Genomic DNA, 18909 nt, shown 5'->3' with positions numbered 1-18909 from the left:
GGATGAACGGAGACCGAGTTCAAAATGTCGAAATTATTTCGGGACAATTCCTAAGCCGGCTAGGCTAACATGATGATTTTTCAACCGATCCAATAATTATTTGTGATTTTTATAAGATTGGACTCTTAAAATCGAGAATGGTTCAATGAAAATAAAATAATGCATACCGGAATCGCAAACTTTAAGGCAGAATATCTCGATATTATGAATATTGTTGATTTACTATGCCGCCCCAGTCTCTGGTTGCTAATGGGTGAAGCCTTTAGTTAGAGCCTGCTATGCCAATGTTGTTAACCCGGGTAGTGCAAAAAAGATAGTGCGATGAAACCACTGAAAAATAAGGTTAAGCAGTCTTTGCTGATTGGGCAGGATAAAGCGATGGATCTTGCCAGGTCAGCAGCCAGTTCCCTGGAAAATAGCGTCGACCGGCTGCTTAACCGGCGAATGACGCTGGGGGTGACCGGCTTCAGCGGCAGTGGCAAAACTACCCTGATTACCAGCCTTATTCATCAGTTACAGCACTATCCTGATGCACTTCTGGCTGCTTTCCCCCCGGTTCTGCAGGATCGCTTATTGGGGGTAAAGCTGTCTGCTCTGGATGATGTCACACTGTTTCCCTGTCAGCGGGGTATTGACGCTTTATCGAGAGGGCGGTGGCCGGAAGCTACAAGGGATGAGTCTGGCTGCCTGCTGGAGATCAAGTTCCGCCATCCGCCCGGGTTATTTCGCCGGGGAAAACCGGGGATCAGTCGTCTTTATCTGGAGATTCGTGACTATCCGGGAGAGTGGTTACTGGATCTGCCATTGCTGGCTATGGATTACCGTGGCTGGTGTGTGCAATGCCACTCCCTTTTTGACAGTGCCATGCGCCTGTCTATTGGCCGGAGTTTTATCGAAAAGCTGAAGTCCATTAATCCTCTGGAGACCATTTCCGAGCTGGAACTGCAAGTGCTGTGGCAGGAACAACTGACTTTTCTCAAGGCTTGCCAGCAGGCGGGTTTGACCATGATTCAACCCGGACGCTGGCTGCATGCCGCACCTTCAGGTGATGAGAGTAAACTGCCGTTTATTCCCCTGCTTGCCATCGCTGGCTGTTCAGAAGATCAGTTGGGGGGAGCTACGGAAGGCGCTTTATTCAAAGTGTGTGAAAGGCATTATCAGCGCTACCTGGAAACCCGGGTCAAACCCTTTTATCAAAATACCTTTCAGAAGGTCGATCGACAGCTGGTGCTGGTGGATGTGCTCAAGTCGTTGAACCGTGGCCAGGAAGCGTTTGATGATCTTCGCTTCTCGTTGACTCAGGTACTGCAAAGTTTCGATTATGGGCGCAACAGCCTGCTCAGACGATTAATTCAGCCACGAATCGACCGTGTCGTTTTTGCCGCCAGTAAAATTGATCAGGTGCTGCCTGATCAGCATGAAGCGGTGAGAGGGCTGACGGCAAACCTGGTTCAGGAGGCAAGGCGCAGAGCGGCGTTCAATGCCAGTGATGTCCGCTGTGAAGCGGTTGCAGCGGTCCGTTCAACGACATATGTAGACTATCAGGGGCGCCAGGCTCTGCAGGGGATGACTGAGCAGGGGCCGGGAGTGCTACTGCATCCGGATATTCCGGAACAGATTCCGGCAATGGATGACTGGCAGACTTTGGGCCAATGGCAGCTGCGCCGGTTGATGCCGCCAGAGGGGCTGCAGCTGATTGCTGGTGGCCGATTACCCCATATCCGTCTGGATAGCATTCTTAATGATCTGCTGGGAGACCGGTTTTCATGAGTAGGCCTCACGACCCATACTTTATCCCATTGGAACCAGAGCAATCCCTGGATACACCGGAGTCCATCAGTGATGGTTTTCAGGATCGGGTGTTGCAGGGGCCTGAGCTGGTTGCCAAACCACTGCGCTTTATCAGGTCGGCATGTTATGGACTGCTAACTCTGCTGTTGATATTGGTGCTTTGGCAAACGGGCGAACTGGGCTTTTTTCTCTATCAACTGCACTGGTCATTAGCCTTACTGTTTTCTTTACTTGTACTGGCCCTGGCGGTGATTGTCGTTAAAGCCGTTGTGGAGTTTTTCCTGTATCAACGGGACTTCCGGCAGATCACCGGACTACAGGCACAGGCTGCACAGTTTCGAGACCAGAGAACGGCCACCTTAACAAACCATTGGCCCGGGCAGTTGAGTAAACTCTATCAGGGTAAGCCCCAGCAGATGCTGCTGGAACAAGTATTGTCTGAGATGCCGGATTACAGTGATGACAGCGAGCTGCTGGCTTACCTGGATAGCCATTTTTTCCAGACACTGGATCAGCAGGCACTTACCTGTATTTCACAACATAGCCAGCAAGTCGCTTTGATGGTGGCTCTCAGCCCATTTGCCGCTGTTGATATGCTGCTGTCGGTCTGGCGCAGTATCCGGATGCTCGATGAGATCTGTCAGGTATACGGTGTCAGACCTTCATTGCCTGCCCGTACCCACCTGTTAACCATGGTTCTGGAACAGATGGCGCTGGCTGGTGCTACAGAACTGCTGTCTGATCAGTTATCAGACTTTACTTCCAACCGATTGCTTGGCGTGGTCAGCGCCCAGGCTGCCAGCGGAGTTGGTGTCGGTATCTATTCTGCCCGGATGGGGCTGAGGGCCATGGCGCTCTGTCGTCCAATTCCTTTTGCTGATGATCAGAAACCCGGTATTGGTCGTTTAGCCAGAAGTATCCTGGCTGCCATGGACGCCCGGTTTCGGAATGCGGCTGATCCCGGGAAGGAAGCAGAATGATCTTTTCTCTGTTTCATTAAAGAGGCTGTCGCGAATCCTGAAAGCGAGTCTCTCCGTGTAGGGCGGTTCCTAAGGAGCCGACACCCGAACCAACCCCCATGCATCATCTCTGAGTTCCATGGGGGATGGCGGTGAGGCCACGAGTCGGCTCCCATGCGAACCGACCTACTTCGGGGGAGCGTTTTTCAGGGCCACAGCCTCTAAAGGAGCACCTGTAGGTTACTCCTTAATCTCTAGTTCTACTGATACCTTTATTTTCACTGAGAAACTGACGTTTTCAGGTGGGCTCTTTCGGCCTGATTAAGAATAAAAAGCGATCAATGCTATGGAAAAATACGACTAAAGGGTATTATTTATTCAATATAACGATTTCGATAAACACATAAAGATCTGTTAGTTATTGATTGGTAGGATGCTGCCTTTAACTGGCATTTCCGGGGGAATCTCAAAAGGCATGGGTCGACCAGCAATAGCAACGATAAACCTTGATGCACTGCGTAATAACTATCGTATTGTCCAACAATTGTCTGGTAATGGTCAGGTAATGGCGGTGGTAAAGGCAGACGCCTATGGCCATGGTGCAACAGCCTGTGCGACCGCGCTTGCTGATATTGCCAGTGGGTTTGCAGTTGCCTTTATTGAGGAAGCCCTGGAACTTCGTGCCGCTGGCATTAAGCAGCCGATACTGCTGCTGGAAGGCTTCTTTGACCCTTCTGAGCTGGAGATGATTGACCAGTATCGTCTGGATACGGTGATCCATCATCAGTATCAGATTGATGCATTAGCGGCCCATCCTTGCAAACATCCGGTAAGGCTGTGGTTGAAGATGGATTCCGGTATGGGGCGGGTTGGTTTTGCCCCGGAAAATTATCGCAAGGCCTGGGAACAGCTCAACAATCTCTCGTTTGTTAAAGACATTGTGTTGATGAGTCATTTCGCCTGTGCAGACGAGCCAGACAGTGAACATGCACGACAGCAGCTGACAACGTTCAATACCTATACCCATGGCCTGCCGGGTGAACGCAGCTTCTGTAACTCTGCCGGGCTGGTTGCCCTGAAAGAAGCGCAGGGTGAGTGGAATCGTCCTGGGCTGCTGCTTTATGGGGTCTCTCCATTTTCGCAAGCTCATGGTATCCAGCAAAAAATAAAACCGGTTATGGAGCTGAGTTCAGCCATCATCAGTATTAAAGCCATCCCAGCCGGTAGTTCCGTTGGTTATGGCAGTCAGTGGATTGCCCGGAGACCCACTCGAATCGGTGTGGTGGCTATTGGCTATGCGGATGGTTACCCCCGCCACGCAATCAATGGCACACCGGTGTTTATTAATGGCTACCGTGTACCGCTGGTGGGCAGAGTATCCATGGACATGCTGACGGTGGACTTAACCGATTTGCCCGATGTGCAGATAGGGGACCGTGCCATCTTGTGGGGAGATAACTTGCCTATTAATGAGGTGGCACAGGGTGCAGGCACTATTCCTTACCAGCTGCTTTGTAATTTGAACCGTGTTCCTGTGCAATATCACGGCATTCTCATCCCTGAGCAACTGAATTTTGATCAAGTGGAGATCTGACTCAAGATTTCATTGATCAAATTGAAAAGCAATACCAATGCTATTTGCAAATTTCTGAAGCGGAACTTTTTCTCAAACCTATGCTCAAAGGAAAGAAGTTAAGGTAAGGCATAATCATGAACGCTTCAAATGCTATTATTGACCGTTTTGCCAGTTTTTTCGATTATTTAAGATCAAGTGCATTTAAAGAAAATCCAACAGCCAATATATTCAGCCCGTTACGAAAGGTAAGTTCAGAGCCTGCAATAAATAATTATTTACCATTGACTCACGAATTAAAATTTGAAATTACCAAATATCTTAATTTGAAGGACTTTATCGCCTTTAGCTCAATCAATGTTGATAATTATCTTTCGCTTAGATCGGATGACCTTTTGGTAAAAAGAGTTATTAAAAATGAACCACTAGTAAGAATGCTTGAAAGACTTAAAGATTTGAACGAAAAATCACAACAATATTTATTCGATATTACTGAAGAAATTGAATTGGATGAGAATTATGAGGCAGATATACCGCCTATGGCCATATCTCCGGGGCCTGCACGACTTTTCTTAAATAGTAATCCTGAAGGCTATAGAACTCTATCAGTTTATTTTGTTAAATTATTTCAATATCTATGTATGTTTGCCAATGATGATTCAACGGATCTCTTTTTTAGAGCACATATTTGTTCGTTAACGATAGATATTAATAACAGAATGAGTTTAAAAGGCGGTGAAAATGCAGTAAATGCTACATCTCTTGCGTTATATTTTATAGATATTGCATCACAAGTAAACCAACTGATAGGTATTGAAGAAAAAGATCAGAAGCTGCATACATTAGCCAATATGATTGAAAACAATGAACTTAAAAAAGGTAAACTAAGTCAAGTTTATTATTATAAATCAGTATTAAGAGAAAAAAACGAGTTCGATTGGGACAATTTTATTGATAATCTGCTATTAAAGAATGACAATGCGAATGTCCCTCGTTGTTAGATAATGACAAACCGAATTACCCTGTTGTCAAACTGACCCTTGTCGAAAACGACAGCACTGCCAGCTGAAATTCCCCACCCTTGCGCACCCGGGAGCGAGCACCCGCTGCTTTGACGTTGCCATTTTGTGGGTTCTGCTCACTTGGTAACTTAGCCCCCTTGATTTTATGCCCCTTTGGTATTGGGGAGAAACTGGCAAAACGGAACTTTCCGATCTTTAAGCTGTCAAAGATCTGCTTCCCTGAACATCTGGATTTTGATCAAGTGGAGATCTGACTCAAGATTTCATTGATCAATCCGAAGCGGAACTTTTTCCCAAAATTATGCTCAGCAGAAGGGGAGACAAGTAAAGGCATAATTATGAACTCTGCAAATTCCGTTGTTGATAGGTTTGTCAATATTTCTGATTATCTAAGGTCAAGTGAATTTGAAAAAAATCCAACAGCCAATATTTTCAACCCGTTACGTAAGGTGAGTTCAGAGCCTGCAGAAAATAATTATTTACCATTGTCTCACGAATTAAAATTTGAAATTACCCAATACCTTAATTTGAAGGACTTTGTCGCCTTTAGCTCAATCAATGTGGATAATTACCTTTCTCTTAGATCGGACGATCTTTTGGTGAAAAGAGTTCTTAAGAATGAACCAAAAGTAAGAATGATTGAAAGACTCGAAGATTTAAACCAAAAAGCACAACAATACTCCTTTGATATTAATGCAAAAATTAAAGCTGATGAGTATTTTAATGCAATTATACCGCCGATGGCCATATCTCCGGGTCCTGCAAGACTTATCTTAAATAGTAATCTTAGAAGTTATAAATATCGATCATTTGATTTTGTTCAATTATTTCAACATCTATGTATGCTCGCCAAGGATGATTCAACGGATATCTTTTTCAGAGCACATATTTGTTCATTAGCGATCGATATTAATAACAAAATGTGTTCAAAAGATGGTGAATACGCCACAACATATGCTTTATATTTTCTACACATTGCATCACAAGTTAAGCTACTAATAAAAATTGAAGACAAAGCTAATAAGGTAGCTTTATTAGCCAATATGATTGAAAATAATGAAATTGACTTAGGTAGACTGAGGCAGGCATATTTTAATCAAGTATTAATTAATGGAAATGAGTTCAATTGGGACACATTTATTAATGGTCTGCGTATTGGATAATGCCGAACCTAATGCTCCTGTTGTCAAATTGACCCTCCTGAATAGTTTGTTTTTCTTTGAATCACGTGAGAGAAAACATTTTCTAATTTTGGAACTATATCTCGGAATTTCAGTCTAATCCTTTATGGATTTTGGGCTACAGTTGCTTTTACTTGATAGCACAATTGAATAAAAGCTGATATGTCAATACTTTAAGGAGGCTGAAATGGATGGCGCCATTAGAACATTCTGTGATCAGGTAAGTGATAAGGGTGCTCTTAGATTGCAGGAATGCGGAATTAATAAAAAGAATCAATTTGTCTGTGGGCGAACGGTTGATTCAATTGATAACGGACGCCTGCTTAGAGAATTGACCAAGTATCCAGCTCTGGAGCATATAGTTGGCAAAAGCGTTGTCACAAAATATGAACTGCCAGTACATTACCATTATCTAGCTCCTGGTATCGAAAAAACATTGCCTGGCGGGGTAACACTGGTTACCTGTAATCAAGGGTTATTGACATGGGCAGGGCGCAAGAATGGCATTAAACCCTATGGAATAGTGAACTCTGTTGACCAGCGCATGGAATTAAACAGGGGTATTGGGGAGGCTATCAAAAACAAGTTTGGAGGCACTGGATGTGATTACCATAATATTTCTCGGCAGCATCAAATAAATTATGGTGAATGTTTCACTTATAACTGCACCCGTGAAGGTAAACCGTCTGATTTAGGTAATTGTCAGAAGGTTTACAATGTATTGGTTCCTGTAGCGGGCGATCACAGTTTTTTTGCATCAAAGCTTAAAAAAACTTTTCTTGAGATTTTCAAAGCAGCTGATTTTAATGGACTACCCCGGATTTTCTGTCCTCTGCTTGGTTGTGGTCGTGCGGGTGGCTCAGGAAAAGCATTGGCAGAAGCAGTGTCGGCAGCCAAGGCTGATTTTGAATCAACAGGAAAGCAGGCACCAGAACTGATTCTGGTGGGTATGTCTTCTTCAGGTACAGACAAAGCAGCTTGCATTGACTTTGAAAATCATTGGCCTATGTTTGGCCAACAAACCCCTTCAACACGTCCACCGACATATTTTTCAAGTACCGTTCCCAGCACTGGAGCTTCAGCCTCCTTGTCTGTTGCTCGCACTGAAACACCATTGCCTGGCCGGGTAACACTGGTTACATGCAATGATGGTTTATTGACATGGGTCGGACGTAAAAATGATATCAAACCCTATGGGATAGTGAGTTCTGTCGACCAACTTATGCAATTGGATAGTGGTATTGCACAGGTTATCAAAGGCAAGTTTAGAGGCACTGATTACCATAAGATGTCGTGGCAGCATCAAATCAATTACGGTGAATGTTTCACTTATGATTGTGCCCGTGAAGGCAGACCCTCTGATTTAAATAATTGCCAGACGATTCACAATGTGTTGGTTCCTTTCTCAAGTGACCGGGATTTTGCAGAAAAGCTTAAAAATGCTTTTCTTGAGGTTTTTAACGCGGCTGATGGTAAAGGACTGGATCGGATTTTCTGCCCTCTGCTCGGTTGTGGTCGTGCCAGTGGCTCAGGAGTAGCATTGGCAGAAGCGGTGTCGGCAGCCAAAGCTGATTTTGAATCAACAGGCAGGCAAGCACCAGAACTGATTCTGGTGGGTAGGTCTTCTGAAGCTGGCGACATAAAAGCTTGCGAAGACTTTGCAAGTCAGTGGAAAGCGTCAGTTCAACGAACCCCTTCAACAGGCTTACCAGTACGCAGTGTGAAAATGCCCGCTGCAATAAGCCGTTCCGGGGCAGCGGCCACTGTCACTGCAATTAACGCTACAACTAGCACAGGTAGTGGTTACAACACGCCAACTGTGCTGATTCCTGATCAGCTGGAAATAGTGATGAACTCTGATAATGGAATGTTCGGTTATGCCAAAGATCTCTCGAAACAAGGAATACCATTTGATTTGGTCAATGCTGCAAATAGTAAAATGAATCATAGCGGAGGTATCGCAAGACAATTTTCAGATGATCTTGGCGCTGCGTTTAACCAGTCTACTCGTCGTCATGTACCGGTTGGCGGTTGTTATACCACCGGTCCCTTTGGGTATGCCAGCGATCCCCGTTTTGGTTTGAGTCATTGTCAGCATATTCATAACGTGGTTGCCCCAAATAAGGCAGATTATAAAGCTAGCGTTAACAGTTCTTATGCAGGGATGAAAACACGCCTTGAGCTAAAACAAAAGTATCATAAGGATTTCACCAATGCTTTTGTTTCACTACTCCTTGAAGGCAGTTATAAAGGCAGCAATACCATTGTCAGTTGTTTTATAGGTTGTGCTATTTTTGGTGGCAGTGGTGAGGATATGGCTCGGGCTCTCCATGCGGCTTATCAGGATCCTCGCATACAGAAATTAGCAAAAGTACCCAAATTAATACTTGTGGGTTGGAGAGATGCTGATTGGACGGTACAGGGTTCGTTTATTCAGGAATTTAATAGTCTGAACACTTCTAATCCGGTACGTTTACCCTCAGGGATAACCCCTGTTAGCGCCCCCCCGGCGGGTATTTCAGGCACTGTGCTTCCTGTAGGAACTGGTACGACCCCAAACAAAACTTCCCCTTATTTCCGGTCTGGAGCAGCCCGATCTGGAGCAGCAATGTCCTCCGGCTCAAGGCCTCGATCCCCGGTTTCAACACCAGCCGATTCGCCTATACCAGTAGACGCTGCCAGGCGATTTATCCATCCTGGCGGGGTACTTGGCTTTGCCTGGAAGTACTATGGCAATATTATGCCGTTCTCACTGGTAAATGCCGTGCACAAGTCGAGTGATGTCCTGAATACTGAGGTGGCATCCAATGCCGGTGTTCAAGCTGGTTATAGAAAACATATGATCATGGACGGTGGCGAACATGCCCTGAGAAGCAAGAAATACTATCAATGTGAGGCATGGGACTACAAACATACTGACGGCTACCAAGGCTGCCAGAAAATTCACTCGGTGCTCTTTCCAAAAATAACCGATAGAAGTGGGTTTTCGCAGCAGCTGGTAACTTTACTCATCAAAGCTGCTCCGGGAGAAAGGCTACTGTTCCCGCTGTACGAGCTTGAAGGGGTTACAGATAGTGCATTCAAGGATGTGCTGAAGCGGGTTTATTCAGATCCTCAGGTATTAAGGATGGCCGGGCAAGATAAGCTGCCAAAGCTCTATTTTGTTCATAAAGCCCGGACATCGTCGATGTCCGGTGATGCTTTTGCACAAACGACTACGGGTTCGGACAGGAGCCATCCAAAGAGTAGTTATTCCCTGTCGCAAGCGCTTGATTTAACCAGACTGGGTGTAAAGCCTGAGCCTGAGGCTACCAGTGCGAAGACATCAAGTAGAAATACGTGGAGGGACAGTACCGGGGTTTCCAAGTCTGGTGAAAGTGCAACTACCGCCTTTAGTGGGAGTGAAAAGGCATTTGTTTGCGGTGTTTGTAATGAATCAAAGCCCGAAAAAGGTTCTCAGCAGCATCAAGGGGTCAAGGTTTGCTCTGGCTGTACAGAATACTACCGGGAGCAAGGTCTTGACTTATCCGTAAAGCTTGCAGAAGAGTATGCGGCAATCAATTACCAACCTTTGAAAGTCTTTCGCAGTGATTTAAACTTGCCAGAATACCCGGGAGCAGGCCGTATTGTTGTGGGTATTGATGCAACTGCACCTGCCCGCTTGAGTGATGGACGGATGCTGGACGTTACCCGTAAAACTGAAACGCATTATTTGCCCGATAATGATGTAGGCAACGAGCTTCTCAGGCTGCTTCAGGTACTCCATGAAGAGAAGTTGATTTATAAAATTGATAAGTCAAATACCACGGGCAAGTTCGGTATCACATTCAACTTCCACTTGAAAACCTCGGATTCTGGTGGTGTGCCAAATCATGGTTATCCAGACAAAGATTACCCCGAGAGGGCTGCATCTGAAATAGCGGGGCTGGGAGCAACACACTCACTTGGAGATAGACTTGACGTGTCAGAACTGTTGAGGTTGATTTCTATCGGATCATCTAAGCGCCTACTACCTGCTTCGGGAAGTTAAAGACGGAACCATAAAGAGCACAAAGAAGAGATTTTCTTTTCCTTCGTTCCCTTTGTGGTTAACCCTATAAGCTGAATGTCCACCCTAAGTAATTGTCCTTAAATAATTCCGTCATTCAGAACTCTCCGTTCACCCTGAGCGGAGTCGAAGGGTGCCTGCACGATCTATCATGCTTCGGAGTTTACGCCTTTAGGCCCTGTGGGTCCTTCGATACTTCGACAAGCTCAGCACTCAGGACGAACAGAGTTTGGGGGCTCCAAAATGTGGAAATTATTCAAGGAGCGGATCAGCTGATGCCAAACCTTTCCAGGCTGGCTCTTCTTTCCCTTTCCGAGCGGCGCATAAACCACCAGCCTAACAGGGCTGCCAGAGAGACCACCAGAATAATCAGTGTCGCCATGGCGTTAATTTTCGGTGAGATCCCCAGGCGCACCGATGAAAATACCACCATTGGCAGGGTGGTTGAGCCCGGGCCAGAGACAAAGCTGGCAATGACCAGATCATCCAGAGACAGAGTGAACGCCAGTAACCAGCCAGCGGCTAACGATGGGGTAATGGTTGGAATCGTGACCAGAAAGAACGTCCGCACTGGCGTAGCACCGAGATCCATCGCCGCCTCTTCAATAGAGCGATCCACCTCCCGCAACCTTGCGCTAACGACAACAGCCACATAAGCGGTGGAGAAGGTAACGTGGGCGATCCAGATGGTCAGCATGCCCCGTTCCATAGGCCAGCCGATCAAGTCTGCCATAGTGACAAACAGCAGCAGCAGCGACAGGCCGGTAATCACATCGGGCATCACCAGGGGAGCCGTCAACATGCTGTTGAAGGGGGTTCTGCCACGGAATTTGCCAAAGCGGTCAAGGGCAAAAGCCGACACTGTACCCAGAATGACCGCCATTGACGCGTTATAGAAAGCAATTCTCAAGCTGATCCATACCGCGCCCATCAGTTGTTCATCCTGAAACAGTTCCACGTACCATTTGGTTGAGAAGCCTGCCCAGACGGTCACCAGTCGTGAAGCGTTAAAGGAGTAAAACACAAGGATAAACATGGGCAGATAGAGGAAAATCAGACCAAGAATCAGCATGATGGTGGAAAAGCCCGGCGTTTTGACTCGCCCGGGGATGTTTGTGCGTTCAGTTCCTGTTTCTGTAGTAAGTGTCATTACAGACTGGCCTCCAATTGCTTCGCCTGCTGGCGATTGAAGAAGGCGATGGGCAGACACAGGATCAACAGCATGATCATGGCCAGGGCACTGGCCAGCGGCCAGTCACGGTTGTTGAAAAACTCCTGCCAGAGCACTTTACCGATCATCAGGCTCTCAGGCCCACCCAGCAGTTCAGGAATCACGTATTCACCCACGGCAGGAATAAAGACCAGCATACAGCCCGCGACAATGCCGCCCATGGACAGTGGCAGTGTGACCCTGAAAAAGGTTTCCCATGGACGACAACCCAGATCATTGGCCGCCTCCAACAGGGATTTGTCCAGCTGGGTCAGGTTGGCATAAATAGGGAGCACCATAAATGGCAGATAGGCATAAACGATGCCTATGTAAACGGCGATGTTGGTGTTCAGGAGCTGCAGGGGTTGATCAATAATGCCACACCACATGAGCAGGTTGTTCAATAACCCGTTATTTTTCAGTATTCCCATCCAGGCGTATATGCGGATCAGGAATGAGGTCCATGATGGCAGTAGCACCAGCATAAGCAGGAAACTTTGTTTTCTTCCGGGTGCCTGAGCCATGGCGTAGGCCATGGGATAGCCCAGCAGAAGGCAGAAAAAGGTAGCAACCAGAGCCAGTCTGATCGAGGTCAGATAGGCCTGCAGGTACATCTCATCGCCGGCCAGGAACAGGTAGTTGCCCAGATTTAAATTAAGTGTCAGTACTTCATCAAAGTACTCAACGATGGCCGAATAGGGCGGAATGGCAATTTCTGCCGATGAAAAGCTGATCTTGACCACAATCAGGAAGGGGGCAAGAAAGAATAACAGTAGCCAGAGATAGGGGATGCCAAGAACGAGGCGACGTCCCCACAGTTCCCTTAAGGCGTTTACCCTCTCTGGTCCCCACACTGTCGCGGAGGCACCTTTTGTTAACAGGTTGGACATGACAGATGATTCCACCAAAAATACTGAATAAGGTTAGCGGTGATTGATCAGCTATTCAGGACGACACCACTGTCATCATCCCAGCTGATATAGACTTCATCCTCCCAGGTCGGGTTATCAGCGGTCCGGATCACGTTCGCCATGTTGGACTGTACCATCATACCTGACGGAAGCCGGATATGATAAACCGAATGCCCCCCCAGATAGGCAATGTCGTGAACCACACCTTTGCTCCAGTTGTAGTTCCCTTCCGGCTGCTCTCTGGTGACCATGGTTTTTTCAGGACGCACGGCAATCCAGACCTTACGGTCTTCCAGTGGTGCCATGATACCGTGGCCAATGTAGATAGGTTGTTGGACCTGGTGGGATTGAATGATGACGTAACCTGCCTCTTCTTCCGTGATTTCTCCTTCAAACATATTGACGGAGCCAATGAATTCGGCAGTCATGCGGCTATTTGGGTTTTCGTAGATATCGATAGGGGTACCCACCTGAACAATCCAGCCGGCATCCATGATGCCAATGCGCTCAGCCATGGTCATCGCTTCTTCCTGATCATGGGTCACCATGATGCAGGTGACGCCCACCTCTTCGATGATATCCACAACCTCAAGCTGCATGCGGCTGCGCAGTTTCTTATCCAGCGCACCCATGGGCTCATCCAGCAACAGCAACTTTGGTCGCTTTGCCAGGCTTCTCGCCAGGGCCACACGCTGGCGCTGGCCGCCTGAAAGCTGATGGGGCTTACGGCGGGCATACTTTTGCATATGCACCAGTTTCAGCATCTCCTCGACGCGCTGGGCAATGATGTCTTTTGGCAGGCGGTCCTGTTTTAATCCAAATGCCACATTTTGCTCCACCGTCATATGAGGGAACAGGGCATAGGACTGAAACATCATATTGATGGGGCGCAGATACGGTGGCAGGTGAGTAATATTCTGCCCATCCAGGTAAATTTTGCCCTCAGACGGTGTTTCGAAGCCCGCCAGCATCCGTAGTAATGTTGATTTTCCAGATCCAGAGCCACCCAGCAGCGCAAAAATCTCACCCTTTTTAATATCCAGACTGACATTATCAACAGCGATAACGTCATCGAACTTTTTGGTGACCTGGTCGATTTTGACCAGTATCTCATTACCTGAGCAACTTTTTGTCGCTGGTGTCGAAAGCGTCGACGGCGTTGGGGAATGTTTCGGGGAGGCAGATGCTGTACTCATCTAAAATTTTCTCCAGCCCGGAATATAAAGAACAGGGTAGAACCCGGTGAGTGTGCTTTAATAGGCTCAGCTGACATAAGTTTATCGTCAGAAACTCAGGCTCGCTTGTGGTGACCATGGGTTCTTTACATACGAAAAAGCCTTCAAACCCTCAAGGAAGTGAAAAGCCCGCGCATTGTCCATAAAAATGCCGGGATTGAAAATGATTTTGCGATAAACCCTGATTGAGGATATTAGTAATCCTCACTTGCAGATTTACCATTCGTACCCTAACCTCCCTCAGCTGGAGGGGAAGTGATTTGCCCATTGACATTAGAAGAACGGTTGTCTTAATCAGGATCTGTCTTAAATAAAGATGAATACAAAGCTCACTAATCCCTTATGCTATCGTGTTCCACTTTTCATAGTGCCTGAACGCGCATTGTCAAAAAACGATTGAAATCATGAGAAGCCGAAAAGAAGTTGTCCGCCAGTTGGATCGTATTGATCGCAATATTCTCCGTACCCTGCAGGAGCAAGGGCGTATATCGTATGTAGAACTGGCGGATAAGGTTGGGTTGAGTACGACGCCCTGTATGGAGCGAGTCAAGCGCCTGGAAAGGGAAGGCATTATTCAGGGCTATTCTGCACGCTTGAACCCAAAGTATCTTCAGGCTGGGCTTCTCGTGTTTGTTGAAATCAGCCTCTATACCAAATCCGCTGATATTTTTGATGACTTCCGCAAAGCGGTCATCAAGCTGCCGAACGTGCTGGAGTGCCATCTGGTGTCTGGCCACTTCGATTATCTGGTCAAGGCCAGGATTTCAGAGATGGCTTCTTACCGCGAGTTGTTAGGGGATATTCTTCTGAAGTTGCCGGGTGTCAGGGAGTCCAAGAGCTATATCGTGATGGAAGAACTCAAGGAAACACTCAGCCTGCCAATTGCAGACTAACCGCTCCCTGGCTTGTTAAAGGATTTAGTGAGTGTTTACTTTTGACCAGGTGAGCTTCAGAGAGGCTTCAGAAAGGTGTTTAGCCTTCCTGAGGTTCGCCCGCTACCTGATAATCCCTTATGTAGTAGTTCAGTGCGACTTCGTCCTGGTCTTCGATACTGCGTAAAACAAAACCTGCGGCGAAATCAGCCTGTTCACTGATGGTTTGACACCAGACACACTCTGCACTCATGGATACCCGATAAGCACCTTCCTGTGGCCCGGGAAGGATCAGCGTGACATTTCGGGTTTCTGATGGCCTGACACCCTGATCGGTCAGTATGCTGAATCCTCCTTTTGAGACATCTTCAAGAATGCCGATAGACAGACCGGTGTCGTTATCCAGTACTTCAGCGGTTTTTTCCAATGTTTTTCTTGGAAATCGACGCTTTTCTTGTTGTATTTGTGACATTTTGGCCTCCATGCAGTAGAGGGAAGGAAGAACTAAGTTATCACCTTTTGTTTTCAAAATGCATCTTTTACCTGATTTTGCCAAAACAGGTTTTCATGAAAACGTGCTTTATGGGTTGTGAGATTTTAAGTCAAATAGTTGATTTAAATAGCGGCCAATAGCGGCAGGGGATGAAGTTTTTTATAACTTCTTGGCTGTTGACAACAGGACTTAACTTCCTCTGTAATCGAGTAAGGCGTTATAAGAAAGCCTGGTCGTTGATAGAGCTTTAACGGCTAACCGTGAGTAAAGTTCTACCAAATAAAATAACAATAAATAGCCACTTTTGTCAGCTTGCCCTAACCCCGGGAATGCCGATAGATATGGCATTAAACCAGAGCCCACTGCTCTGCAACATACGGAGGGATCCCGTCATGTTCAGACAGATTACCGAGGCGCGTATCAACGATCTTCATTGTAAATTTGATGAAGAATCCGGCCTCAAATCCGTCATCGCTATTCACAGTACCCGCAGAGGGCCTGCCCTCGGTGGTTGTCGAATCATTCCTTATTCTTGTTCTGACGAAGCCATCACTGACGCCATTCGTCTTGCCCGTGGTATGAGCTTCAAATCAGCACTGGCTGGCCTGGAACTCGGGGGCGGCAAGGCGGTCATTATGGAACCGGAAGGTGACTATGACCGGAAAGCACTGTTCGAAGCGTTCGGGCGTTTTCTCAATGAGCTTGGCGGTCGTTATGCCACGGCTATGGACAGTGGCACAACGGTGGCGGATATGGACACCATTGCTACTCAGTCAACTCATGTGACCTGTACTTCATCCGGTGGCAGCCCGGCACCTTTTACCGCAGAAGGGGTTTATTATGGTGTGCTTGCCTGCCTTAAAGCCCACCCCTCGTTGCCAGATAATCTGAAAGGCTTAAGAGTTGCCGTTCAGGGGCTGGGTAATGTGGGCTATGCCCTTTGTGAACGACTAGTTAATGATGGGGCGCAGCTCATTGTTGCTGATATCAATCAGCAACGAGTTGATCAGTGTGTTCGGGAGTTTGGTGCCAAAGCGGTTGCACCGGATGAAATTCACTCCGTTCCCTGCGATCTGTTCAGCCCATGCGGTCTTGGTGGCATTCTCAATAGCGACACGATTAATCAGTTACAGTGTGCTGCAGTTGCTGGCTCAGCTAATAATCAGCTACTTACAGAGCAAGATGGCGTTGCTCTCTTCGACCGTGAAATTCTCTTTGCCCCGGACTACCTGATTAATTCCGGTGGACTGATTTTTGTGGCCATGACTTATTTGCAAAGCAGTCAGAGTGATATGCACCGGCGCCTTCGTGGCATTCATGACACCCTGTTACAGATTTTCAGCCGGCAGAATCAGGCAGGGTTACCCGCCAGTGTTATTGCTGACCAAATGGCAGAAGCCATTATTTATGGTGATAACCCTTCACAGTTGACAGCAAAGGGAGAGCAGGAATGGATTTAGGAACAAACACTTCTCTCGCCATGGAGCAGTTTCTGGATGCTGAAGGCGAAGTCATCAAAAAACTGCCAGCCTGGGTCAGTAATGAAGAAACTCTCATTGATTACTACCGAACCATGGTGATCGCCCGGCAGGCTGATCAGAAAGCGGTGGCATTGCAGCGGACCGGTAAGATGGGCACTTACCCTTCCTGCCTTGGACAGGAAGCCATCAGTTCGGTGTGTGCTGCCCTGCTGGAAAAAGAAGATGTTCTGATTCCTTATTATCGCGATCTTCCGGGATTGATGCGAAGAGGCATTTCTCTCAGTGATGTCATGCTCTACTGGGGCGGTGATGAGCGAGGGAGTGCCAGTGCGGCCTGGGGCCAGGATCTGCCTAATTGTGTACCCATTGCTACTCAGGCTGGCCACGCGGCAGGTATCGCCACCGCCATTAAAATCCGCCACGAGGCCGGTGATCCGTTGCAAGTGGCATTATGTGCACTGGGTGATGGCGCTACGTCTAAAGGGGATTTTGGGGAAGCCCTGAATCTGGCGGGAGCCTGGCAGCTACCCGTGGTTTATATCATTAATAACAATCAGTGGGCGATATCGGTTCCCAGAAAAATTCAGTCCGGAGCACCGACGCTGGCACAGAAAGGGCTGGCCGCTGGCCTGCCGTCTTATCAGGTTGATGGTAATGATGTTATTGCCCTTCATGAAGTGGTCAGCGCCGCTATTGATCGTGCACGCCAGGGTAAGGGCGCTACCGTGATAGAAGCCGTCAGCTACCGGCTTTGTGATCATACCACGGCCGATGATGCCAGCCGTTACCGTGCCAGTGAAGAACTCAAGGATGCCTGGCAACAAGAACCCATCAAGCGGCTCCGAAACTTCCTGCATCATCGGGGTTGGTGGGATGAGAGAAAAGAGCAGGCTTTAAAGGAAGAGGCCGATGGTATCATTGAGCAGGCAGTGGAAACCTACCTGAACACACCGCTTCCTGCTATTGAAGACCTGTTTGATTATCACTACGCGAACATGCCAGCCCAGTTGGAGCAACAGAAAAACGAGGCGCTTGCCAGAGAACTTACCAGAAAAAAGTTGCGTCAGGAAAGCATGAAATCAGCCGGAGGTCATCTCAATGGATAACAAACTGACCATGGTTGAGGCCGTCAACCTGGCGCTTGATCATTCTATGGACAATGATCCGGATGTTGTGTTGCTTGGCGAAGATATCGGGATCAATGGTGGCGTCTTTCGGGCAACTCAGGGACTGCGGGATAAGTATGGCCTGAAGCGGGTGATGGATACACCATTGGCTGAAACTCTGATAGCCGGTATCAGTGTGGGTATGGCTGCCCAGGGGATGAAACCGGTGGCAGAAATACAGTTTATGGGGTTCATCTTTCCGGCAATGGAACAATTAATCTGCCACGCAGCACGCATGAGAAACAGAACCCGGGGACGGCTGGCGTGTCCCCTGGTGCTGCGGGCCCCCTTCGGTGGAGGCATCCATGCCCCGGAACATCATTCGGAAAGCACGGAAGCACTGTTTGCCCATATTCCGGGGTTAAGAGTGGTCATCCCGTCTTCACCGGTCAGAGCCTACGGTTTGCTTCGTGCTGCTATTAATGAACCTGATCCGGTTATCTTCCTGGAGCCAAAGCGTATCTACCGGGCGAGTAAGCAGATAATTGATGCTGCCAGCGCCCCTCTGCCACTGGACACCTGTTTCACGTTAAAAGTCGGGCAGGATGTCACATTGGTCAGCTGGGGGGCGTCGGTTCGTGAAACCATGGAGGCAGCCGACATTCTGGAGGGCCATGGCATTTTTGCAGAAGTGATTGATGTGGCTACCATCAAGCCTCTCGATATGGAGACTATTCTGACGTCAGTCAGAAAGACCGGGCGCTGTGTCATCGTTCATGAAGCTTGTCGGAGTTTTGGTGTTGGGGCCGAGATTGCTGCCGGTCTTATGGAAAGGGCGTTTGATGATCTGAAGGCGCCTGTTGAACGGGTGACCGGTTTTGATACGACAATGCCCTACTACAGGATGGAAGACCATTATCTGCCTCAAGTCGATGATATTGTCAGAGCATCGATCAAGAGTCTTGCCAGGCACTAGGAGCCTGTCGGACTTAAGCGTCCGTAGCGAGGATTGCGAGAAATTGAGGAT

Annotated in this window: 14 protein-coding genes; 10 read left to right on the top strand and 4 right to left on the bottom strand. The window is 47.7% G+C overall.

What is annotated here, in order from left to right:
- Positions 1-321 precede the first annotated feature (321 nt).
- The 6 genes from KDK15_RS05580 to KDK15_RS05555 all read left to right on the top strand — a co-directional run bounded on the left by KDK15_RS05580 (position 322) and on the right by KDK15_RS05555 (position 10556).
- Positions 322-1770, top strand: a complete 1449-nt coding sequence (locus tag KDK15_RS05580; protein ID WP_257294376.1) for a YcjX family protein — start codon at positions 322-324, stop codon at positions 1768-1770.
- On the top strand, positions 1767-2771 hold the full coding sequence (locus KDK15_RS05575) for a YcjF family protein (RefSeq protein WP_257294375.1): 1005 nt from the start codon (positions 1767-1769) through the stop codon (positions 2769-2771). Before KDK15_RS05580 ends, KDK15_RS05575 begins: the two co-directional genes overlap by 4 nt.
- Positions 2772-3225: 454 nt before the next feature.
- On the top strand, positions 3226-4344 hold the full coding sequence (gene alr, locus KDK15_RS05570) for an alanine racemase (protein ID WP_257294374.1): 1119 nt from the start codon (positions 3226-3228) through the stop codon (positions 4342-4344).
- A 116-nt stretch (positions 4345-4460) separates the two neighbouring features.
- Positions 4461-5324 (top strand): hypothetical protein, encoded by an 864-nt coding sequence (locus KDK15_RS05565; RefSeq protein WP_257294373.1) that lies wholly within the window; start codon positions 4461-4463, stop codon positions 5322-5324.
- Between the two features lie 359 nt (positions 5325-5683).
- Positions 5684-6508: a hypothetical protein gene (locus KDK15_RS05560; protein ID WP_257294372.1), complete on the top strand. Its 825-nt coding sequence runs from the start codon at positions 5684-5686 to the stop codon at positions 6506-6508.
- 205 nt (positions 6509-6713) lie between these two features.
- On the top strand, positions 6714-10556 hold the full coding sequence (locus tag KDK15_RS05555) for a macro domain-containing protein (protein ID WP_257294371.1): 3843 nt from the start codon (positions 6714-6716) through the stop codon (positions 10554-10556).
- A 286-nt stretch (positions 10557-10842) separates the two neighbouring features.
- Here the strand turns inward: KDK15_RS05555 and KDK15_RS05550 are convergent, their stop codons facing one another.
- The 3 genes from KDK15_RS05550 to potA form a co-directional block, all read right to left on the bottom strand.
- Positions 10843-11646: an ABC transporter permease subunit gene (locus KDK15_RS05550; protein WP_257294377.1), complete on the bottom strand. Its 804-nt coding sequence runs from the start codon at positions 11644-11646 to the stop codon at positions 10843-10845.
- A 77-nt stretch (positions 11647-11723) separates the two neighbouring features.
- Positions 11724-12674 (bottom strand): ABC transporter permease subunit, encoded by a 951-nt coding sequence (locus tag KDK15_RS05545; RefSeq protein WP_257294370.1) that lies wholly within the window; start codon positions 12672-12674, stop codon positions 11724-11726.
- A gap of 47 nt (positions 12675-12721) precedes the next feature.
- On the bottom strand, positions 12722-13891 hold the full coding sequence (gene potA, locus KDK15_RS05540; protein ID WP_257294369.1) for a polyamine ABC transporter ATP-binding protein: 1170 nt from the start codon (positions 13889-13891) through the stop codon (positions 12722-12724).
- A gap of 443 nt (positions 13892-14334) precedes the next feature.
- Between potA and lrp the strand changes: the two genes are divergently transcribed.
- Positions 14335-14823: a leucine-responsive transcriptional regulator Lrp gene (lrp, locus tag KDK15_RS05535; protein WP_020582577.1), complete on the top strand. Its 489-nt coding sequence runs from the start codon at positions 14335-14337 to the stop codon at positions 14821-14823.
- 79 nt (positions 14824-14902) lie between these two features.
- Here lrp and KDK15_RS05530 read toward each other — a convergent pair whose 3' ends face one another.
- Entirely contained in the window at positions 14903-15274 is a 372-nt protein-coding gene (locus tag KDK15_RS05530; RefSeq protein WP_257294368.1) for a PilZ domain-containing protein, read from the bottom strand.
- 413 nt (positions 15275-15687) lie between these two features.
- Between KDK15_RS05530 and KDK15_RS05525 the strand changes: the two genes are divergently transcribed.
- Genes KDK15_RS05525 through KDK15_RS05515 form a run of 3 tightly spaced genes read left to right on the top strand, consistent with a single transcriptional unit; the run spans position 15688 to position 18858 of the window.
- Positions 15688-16755 carry an amino acid dehydrogenase gene (locus KDK15_RS05525; RefSeq protein ID WP_257294367.1) on the top strand — a complete coding sequence of 356 codons (1068 nt, stop codon included), beginning with the start codon at positions 15688-15690 and terminating at the stop codon, positions 16753-16755.
- Positions 16746-17882, top strand: a complete 1137-nt coding sequence (gene pdhA, locus KDK15_RS05520) for a pyruvate dehydrogenase (acetyl-transferring) E1 component subunit alpha (protein ID WP_257294366.1) — start codon at positions 16746-16748, stop codon at positions 17880-17882. Before KDK15_RS05525 ends, pdhA begins: the two co-directional genes overlap by 10 nt.
- The gene (locus tag KDK15_RS05515; protein ID WP_257294365.1) at positions 17875-18858 is read left to right on the top strand and encodes an alpha-ketoacid dehydrogenase subunit beta; all 984 of its coding nucleotides are present in this window, start codon (positions 17875-17877) and stop codon (positions 18856-18858) included. The genes pdhA and KDK15_RS05515 overlap by 8 nt, the downstream gene beginning before the upstream one ends.
- The last annotated feature ends 51 nt before the right edge of the window (positions 18859-18909 follow it).

Origin of the sequence: Endozoicomonas sp. YOMI1, from assembly GCF_024606345.1 — a bacterium.
In the GTDB taxonomy this organism is placed as follows: Bacteria; Pseudomonadota; Gammaproteobacteria; order Pseudomonadales; family Endozoicomonadaceae; genus Endozoicomonas.
Note: the sequence above shows the minus strand (reverse complement) of the source record. Positions and strands in the feature narration are given on the sequence as shown.

Coding starts and splice junctions, on each gene's coding strand:
- KDK15_RS05580 (WP_257294376.1), top strand. CDS start 322: ATGAAACCACTGAAAAATAAGGTTAAGCAGTCTTTGCTGATTGGGCAG.
- KDK15_RS05575 (WP_257294375.1), top strand. CDS start 1,767: ATGAGTAGGCCTCACGACCCATACTTTATCCCATTGGAACCAGAGCAA.
- alr (WP_257294374.1), top strand. CDS start 3,226: ATGGGTCGACCAGCAATAGCAACGATAAACCTTGATGCACTGCGTAAT.
- KDK15_RS05565 (WP_257294373.1), top strand. CDS start 4,461: ATGAACGCTTCAAATGCTATTATTGACCGTTTTGCCAGTTTTTTCGAT.
- KDK15_RS05560 (WP_257294372.1), top strand. CDS start 5,684: ATGAACTCTGCAAATTCCGTTGTTGATAGGTTTGTCAATATTTCTGAT.
- KDK15_RS05555 (WP_257294371.1), top strand. CDS start 6,714: ATGGATGGCGCCATTAGAACATTCTGTGATCAGGTAAGTGATAAGGGT.
- KDK15_RS05550 (WP_257294377.1), bottom strand. CDS start 11,646: ATGCTGATTCTTGGTCTGATTTTCCTCTATCTGCCCATGTTTATCCTT.
- KDK15_RS05545 (WP_257294370.1), bottom strand. CDS start 12,674: ATGTCCAACCTGTTAACAAAAGGTGCCTCCGCGACAGTGTGGGGACCA.
- potA (WP_257294369.1), bottom strand. CDS start 13,891: ATGAGTACAGCATCTGCCTCCCCGAAACATTCCCCAACGCCGTCGACG.
- lrp (WP_020582577.1), top strand. CDS start 14,335: ATGAGAAGCCGAAAAGAAGTTGTCCGCCAGTTGGATCGTATTGATCGC.
- KDK15_RS05530 (WP_257294368.1), bottom strand. CDS start 15,274: ATGTCACAAATACAACAAGAAAAGCGTCGATTTCCAAGAAAAACATTG.
- KDK15_RS05525 (WP_257294367.1), top strand. CDS start 15,688: ATGTTCAGACAGATTACCGAGGCGCGTATCAACGATCTTCATTGTAAA.
- pdhA (WP_257294366.1), top strand. CDS start 16,746: ATGGATTTAGGAACAAACACTTCTCTCGCCATGGAGCAGTTTCTGGAT.
- KDK15_RS05515 (WP_257294365.1), top strand. CDS start 17,875: ATGGATAACAAACTGACCATGGTTGAGGCCGTCAACCTGGCGCTTGAT.